4 protein-coding genes are annotated in these 6,766 nt (G+C 62.3%); all 4 read right to left on the bottom strand.

From position 1 onward, the window contains the following. Nucleotides 1–620 precede the first annotated feature (620 nt). Nucleotides 621–2,987, bottom strand: coding sequence for a hypothetical protein (locus GM910_RS12850; RefSeq protein ID WP_159587948.1), 2,367 nt, complete (start codon nucleotides 2,985–2,987; stop codon nucleotides 621–623). A gap of 232 nt (nucleotides 2,988–3,219) precedes the next feature. Then, nucleotides 3,220–4,548: an MmgE/PrpD family protein gene (locus GM910_RS12845; RefSeq protein WP_159587947.1), complete on the bottom strand. Its 1,329-nt coding sequence runs from the start codon at nucleotides 4,546–4,548 to the stop codon at nucleotides 3,220–3,222. 8 nt (nucleotides 4,549–4,556) lie between these two features. Continuing rightward, nucleotides 4,557–5,723 carry a threonine synthase gene (locus GM910_RS12840; RefSeq protein ID WP_159587946.1) on the bottom strand — a complete coding sequence of 389 codons (1,167 nt, stop codon included), beginning with the start codon at nucleotides 5,721–5,723 and terminating at the stop codon, nucleotides 4,557–4,559. A 1-nt stretch (nucleotide 5,724) separates the two neighbouring features. Further along, the gene (locus tag GM910_RS12835; protein ID WP_159587945.1) at nucleotides 5,725–6,750 is read right to left on the bottom strand and encodes a succinylglutamate desuccinylase/aspartoacylase family protein; all 1,026 of its coding nucleotides are present in this window, start codon (nucleotides 6,748–6,750) and stop codon (nucleotides 5,725–5,727) included. Nucleotides 6,751–6,766 lie beyond the last annotated feature (16 nt).

Raw genomic sequence — 6,766 nt, 5'->3', positions numbered from 1 at the left:
CACGTGCCGCAAAAACACCATGGATTGAGCCGCCAAACGACCTTGAACACTCGCAAAAACAGCGGTTTATGGATGCGCACTAGTCTAGCAACGTGACCCGATGGCCGCTTCGGACCGATAGCCGATCGATTTTGACAAGTGTCTCTCCCGCTTGGACTACGTTGGCGTCAACAGACTGGAAGGGGACGAGAGCGGCTGCTATCTCTAGCACGGTCTGATTTTTGCGAACGTTGATAAAATCAGGGCAGGGAATTGTGATGGCTCATAGCCTGAAGGCCGCAGGTCCAAATCTTCTCCGCACACCACTGATACCGACGCTCTCGTAATCCAAACTCTGGGAGGGTTCGATTTTGCAGCCTTTCCAACACGCTGCCGTTGGCCGTTCAAGCGGCGTTCGCGTTTCAGCCGGTGGTCTCGTCCGCATAGGCGCGGATCGCCTCAACCGCAACCTCAGGCGCGACATCATCCGTCCGTCAGGCCGGAGAAGACGCGCCGCTCCAGCTCCGCGCATGGGATATTCCGGCTGTCGTCGCGCGTCCTCTCATGCACGCGGGGCTGTCCCATCTATCTAGTTCGATTCCTGTGCGGACTGTGAGCTCGCGGCAGGTTGGGTGGCTCTGCTATGCCGTTTCCCAGACCTGGTTCAAAATTCGGGCAGCAAGGGCCGCCTTGTCCTGCGGCAGAAAACGACCGTAGTGGTGCGCGACCATATCGGGGGTGTCCTGGATGGCATAGCTCGCCTGCTCATAGGAGCCGGTCTGCTTAAGGATGTGCGTCGCCAGAACGTCTCGGACATTATGGGGGCCGTGAGGGAGGAGGCCGGGAATGGCGCCGCGTCCGGTGTAGGGGTTGTAGATCCCATAACGCTGGATCGTCAGGCGCCAGGCCTCATAGAACGTGTTCTGGTCATAGGAAGCGTCCTTGCTTGTCGTCTTCACCGTTTTGACGAAGAACGTGCCCGGATCCTCGGCTCCGCCGAGAAGCACATGCCTATGCCGATCGATATACTCCTCGATGTGATCGTAGAGGCCGCCGAGATCGGGCAGGATCAGTCGAAACGGCTTGCTCCCGAAATAGGATGAATTGGCGTTCTTGAAGGCGACCGACGGGATCAGCACCTCCCAGCCCCTGTCACGCTCACTCCATCGGATCTCGCCGCGCTTAATGTCAGTGAGCTGGCGCTCGGACCGCGGCAGTCTCCCGCGTTGACAGACCATCAGCTGACGCAGGTTCTTCTGCCGCAATCCAAGGTGCAGCCCCAACCGCAGCATCAGGAACGATCGGACGGCCTCCGCCGTTGGGCGACGATAGAGCCGTTCGTCCGGCATGAGCCGGAGGATCTCTTCAGTGATCTTCCGATATTCGCCGACGGGGCTGTCGGCCTCCAATACGGGCATGATCGGCTCGAACGGGTCGCGATGGACGCGGGCGACGCGCTGGATCTCCTTCACGCGGGAAGAGGCATGTTTGAAATAGACGTCGCAGGCATCGTCCCAGTCGGCACAAGCGCGATCGATGTCTCGCTGCGAAACCAGTCCGTCGATCGGTCGCACGCGCAAGGAAAAGTGAGGGTGCTGGCGCAGCCAGCCTGTCTCCTTGCGGGTGAGGGCGAGCGAAATGCGCAGCATGTCCACTTCCCACGCGGTGTAGAACCCACGGCGCCTTTCCCGCCATTGCACATACCAGTCCCAGATCGACGGGAATACGAGGAGGCCGAAGGTGAGGTGCTGCGGCGGCACGCCATAGCCACGTACCGGACCGCGCGGATGGGCGGCCAACGCGCCAAACATCAGGCCGAGATGCTCGACCTTCTGCGACGCCGTCTCCTCGCCCCAGACGCCGTTCCGCTGCAGGCCGAACGCAGTGAGCGTCGCGGTCTTGAAGCGAATCAGTTCGGCCATTTCCATGGCGAGTACAGGTGGGGCGTCTATGACGCCGGATCGCAGGTCGGGATCGATGAACGAAGCGTTGTCTTCGTCCCGCTCCTCAAATCTGTTGCAATAGGTGTCATGCGCAGCGTCGGACTGACCGTATGTGATACCTGGAAAACGGATGGCGTAGCGCTGCTTCATCGCGGCTGCCTGGAACCGCCTGTAGTCGGTCGATCCCCTGATGATCACGCGCTGCACCCATTCAAGGATTTCCTCCTGCTCCCGGGACGGGCGCGCATTGAAGTCGTCGGGCAGGTGCCACGCTAGCCTCCGTCTCTCGGCCGGGCCGATGTCATCGAGAACGTGACCCGAGGTAGACCGCGTCTGATGCGGGAGCTTCGCCTTGAAATAGCCCGCCGGGAGGCGATAGCGGCGTTCGATGCGACCGAGCACCTCCATGCTCGCAATGCTGCGAGGCGCTTTCGATCCCTGTAGCCAGTGACGGATAGTCGAGTGGTCAAGTTTTTCATCATCGCGAACCACGGCGCGGTGAAGGTGCCAATAGCTGTCGCCGTGGCGGCGCATGTGCAGCGCCAGCGCCTCCTGAAAGGTCGTTGGATCAATCCATTCCTCAAAAATGGGTTCGGGAAACTCCTCGACGATGCGAGGCTTGGTGCCGGGCTTCTGCCGGCTTGTCGCAGGCCTTCGCCCCAATCGATCTGTAGCGCCAATTTGGGAAGCAGCGCCTGACCTTTCCGCCGGCTGCCGTGGAGAACGGCTGCGTAGCAGACGCGGCTCTGAATCTTGAGCCCTTTGGATGTTTGCAGAAGCGTAGGTGGCTGGGCTTTTCATGTTCCGCACGATCGCATCTAGCGCCGGCTCGATCGCTTTCCGTGCGATCCGCAAGGCGTCGCTGTCGAGACCGCATTGGAGGGCGATTTCGTCCCAATTGTAACCGCGGACCTTGCGAGGCGGCGTCTGCGACACGGCAATTAGATCGAGAAGGAATTCTCTGATCCGCCTACCTTCCTGCGGTGGCAGCACGGGATCGATACGGAGGCGGCAGAAGTCGGAGACTTTACGGGCGAGCAGCTTGGTGTGCGGAGCATCAGGCATGAGTACTGGTCAGAAGATTATCTGCGATGATTGCGAGGCCGCGGTCCATACCCGATTCGCTCGAGCCGCGATGCCTCAACAACCATGCCGCTGCAGGTGGCTAGGTAGACATAGATGAAAGTGACGCGGAGCCGCTTATGCAACGCCTTAGCTTACGTCAGCACCTGTCCTGAACAGCCAGGGTTCCCAATTCTCGTCCGTTGCACGGCTGTGCGGGACGCGCCCATATGGACTAGAGGCGCAACAATCTGGCGTCGAAGGGCAGATGACCCATACCCTTTAGCGTTAGGCATTTGCTTGCCACCCGGAACAGGTGCTCCTCAGGGGCGACGCCATTTCCGAAATCAACCAGTTTCCTGATCAGATCATCGTCGCCCAATGGTTTATGCGGATCACCGAGGGGAGGATCAACATAGACGCTGCTCGGATTATCGCGTGAAACGATTGTCACGCGTGCGGGTGTACGTTGCGGAAACGCGCCGGCAAATTCCTTCGAGTAATCAATGCTGATCTGCTCGGCCAGCTTGAGCACTTGCTGGTCTCGGAGGCTGTCCGGTTTGAGAGGGCGGAACGCTGCCGCGTCTCTTACCGCCGCCAAGGCGGCGCAATAGGGCAGCGAAAACTGTGCGTCCTCCAGCGACGTTGGTGCGACGCTGTTGGGGAGCTTCGAGGCCTCGGGGAAAATCTCGACATGCAGCGATTGGATGGACGCTGGTTCCGGTCCCATCCCCCGTTTGATCTGGAGGATGGCATCGATCACGGGGTGGGTATACCGGCACGACGCATAGGGCTTGAAATAGGCTTCGGTGATCGGCCATCGCTCTGCCAAGCCCTTCGGAATGGCCGCGACCTGGTAAGCGTCTCCCCTGTCGAGCAGGTCGATCGATCCCGTAGCGCCGGCGGCGGTGCGCGCAACTGCGACGGTGGCAGTCACGGTTGACCAGGGGCTGCTGCCCTTCACTGAGCTCGCCCGGCAAGCGCCCTGCGGGAGATTTTGTGGCGCCTCTGCCCCAGCGATGGCCATGGCGTGGGCGATCTGGCCCGCGGACAGGCCTCGGAGCCGCCCCAACGCAGCCGCCACGCCGTAGCAGGTCCAGATGCCGCTGGCGAAGCTGATCTCCTCGTGCAGGCGCCGCGCTTCTCCAATCCGCAATGCCACGTCATAGCCGATGATGACGGCGGCGAGCAGATCCTCTCCACTCACTGGCCGGTGTTCCGCCTCCATCAGCACGGCAGGAATGATGGCCGCCCCCGGGTGGCCGGCGGCACCGCGATGTCCGTCATCCACGTCCAGCGCGCTCGCCGCTGCGCAATTGGAGAAGAGCGCTCCAAGGAAGTGCATCTTGTCGGCCTTGCCGAACCAGCAAGAGAAGCTGCCGGGGCCGAACACTTCCAGCGATGCCCGACGAGCATCGCTGGCATTTTGCGTGTTCACGCCGCCGATGATTGCGGCGAGCGTGTCAAGGAGGGAGCGCTCGGCGGCGCTCCATGCGGCCTCGGGAATGTCCTGTTTAGATGTTTCGGCCGCGAAGCTGGCCAATGTCTCGGCAATATACGGCATAAGCGGCCTCATTTGAGGGAAGTGACGGGGAGGGGTTCGTAGCGCGCTTCTTCCTTGTAACCGTGCGAGGTGGCGACAAGGACCACGTGGGCTGCGGGCGATATGATCCCCTGCCGCGCCAGCGTTCTCAGGCCCGTCAGGGCGGAGGCGCTGGAGAGCTCCAAGTAGAGGCCGGCCCGAGCGAGCGCGCTCTGGTCTTGCAGGACGTCTTGCTCATCGACGGCGACCGCCGAGCCTCCGGTCAGCTTCAAGGCTGCGAGTGCCTGGAAGGCCACGGTTGTGCCGCCGAGGGAAACCAGGGCCGAACCGCCGGGAAAGGTATCGCGGAAATCGGCCCCCTTCAGCACCCGTTTGATGCGAGGAAAGGGCTCTACCGCGTGCACCCTCGGAAGTTCGGATATCAGTCCGGCCTTCCGGAGGTCGTGCCAACCCTGTGCCACACCCCATAGAACATCGCCCCGCGATGTCGGCACGAGAATGTCGGTCGGCCGATCGCCTCTGGACTGGCCGAAAAGCTCGAATGCGATGGCGCGATAGCCGTCGACGCCGAACGGATTGCTGCCAACGGGAGGTGTCAGGTAGTTGGTTGCGGGATACCATTCGCCGGCCCGCGCCTTGCGGGCAACGAGTTGCCATCGTTCTTCGGCAGTCGCCGTGGCGAGGAGCTCGGCTCCATGCATCTCGACCGCGCGGCGCCAGTTCGCGCTCATCTTCGGCGTGGTGACGACGACGCATTTCAGGCCAGCACGGGCGGCATAGGCAGCCAGCGAAACCCCTGCATTGCCGCTGGAGGCGGCGGCGACGGTGACGGCGCCCACGTCGCTCGCACGCTGGACCAGAAGCGCGCTCATCCGGTCCTTGTGGGATCCGGTCGGATTGGTGCCTTCATATTTGGCGGACAGGCTGCGAACACCGACCTCCTCCGCCAGACGGGTAAGCCCGATCAGCGGTGTCCGTCCCTCGCCAAGGAACGGCCGGCCCGGGTAGGCAAGCCACTGCTCCGGACGGAGGGGATCGAATGTTGCGGAAAGGTGATAGTCGAACGCGAGACTCGCGGGGAAGCCAGTCGACAGGCAGTCGGGGCATCCCTCGTAATAATCCGCCACGGGGTGCCTTGCGTCGCAGCGGATGCAGCGCATCGCGCTGACATGCGGGTTGAGCTGGGCCGCGCTCATTTCAGGTCTGCTCCCGATTATCGGCGATGTCGCGCATCAGTCCGTAAAGGCAATCGCCACGCCTGGTGAGGGTCGGAAAGCGGCGGCAGGCGATCAGCCCGGAAGTCGGGAAGGCGAGGGGGAGGGGCGGCTCGGTCGGGCGCTCGATCAGATGCAGATTCCCCGCATGCTGGCCTTGCGTCACCTCCTCGCCCGGAGCCACGGCCGGCTCGAACAGACCATCCGCATCCGCGTAAAGAAAATATTCCCGCCCCGGCACTTCCATCAGGCGCGTGGGGGGCGCTTCTTCCATCCTATCGTCCGGCCAAATGCCGATATGGTGCAGAAGCCGCATGATGCCGGAACTGGCAAGATCCCTTCCCACGTGGTTGAACGTGGCGCCGCCGCCCAGCTCGGTGGTGATCACAGGCACACCCAGCCGTTCGGCCGCGGCCGGCAGGGTGGTTCCTCCTCCGCCACCTGTGCCGTCGGTGAGATAGCTAATGGGAGCCCCAAACACCCTCACCAGCTCCAAGAGCCGCTTATGCCGTTCCCGATCGGCCGAGGGGCGGATCAGCGCGCAGGGCATATAGTCGAGCGAGCGGCCGCCGGAATGAAGGTCGACCACGAGATCGGCCATCGGCAAAAGCACTTCCGTGACATAGTGCGCGATCATCTCCGTCGCCGTGCCGTGCGCCTTGCCGGGATAAAGACGATTGAGATTGCCGTCGTCCAGCGGCGACACACGGCGGCCGGCATTCACGGCCGGGAAGTTGAGCGCCGGGAGGATGATGATCCGGCCTTGGATTTCATTTGCCTCGATGGAACGAGCGAGATCGAGAAGGGCGATCTGCCCCTCATATTCATCGCCGTGGCTGCCGGCGATGAGCACGGCCGTTGGCCCTGCGCGATTCCTGATGGAGACGATCGGGATCGGTATCCACCCGTAGGCGGAAAGGTCGTTGGAGATGGGAAGCCGCAGGGAATCGGCCTGCTTTCCGTTCCGCTCGAATTCGATGGGCGACCAGATGCGTGTCGGTGTCGACATATCTCAAGACCGGTTG

Source organism: Chelativorans xinjiangensis, assembly GCF_009812055.1.
Classification (GTDB): domain Bacteria; phylum Pseudomonadota; class Alphaproteobacteria; order Rhizobiales; family Rhizobiaceae; genus Chelativorans; species Chelativorans xinjiangense.
This window is presented reverse-complemented; position numbering and strand designations above follow the sequence as displayed.

Bases quoted from the DNA above. Each gene is read 5' to 3' on its own strand.
- GM910_RS12850 (WP_159587948.1), bottom strand. From the start codon at position 2,987: ATGCCTGATGCTCCGCACACCAAGCTGCTCGCCCGTAAAGTCTCCGAC.
- GM910_RS12845 (WP_159587947.1), bottom strand. From the start codon at position 4,548: ATGCCGTATATTGCCGAGACATTGGCCAGCTTCGCGGCCGAAACATCT.
- GM910_RS12840 (WP_159587946.1), bottom strand. From the start codon at position 5,723: ATGAGCGCGGCCCAGCTCAACCCGCATGTCAGCGCGATGCGCTGCATC.
- GM910_RS12835 (WP_159587945.1), bottom strand. From the start codon at position 6,750: ATGTCGACACCGACACGCATCTGGTCGCCCATCGAATTCGAGCGGAAC.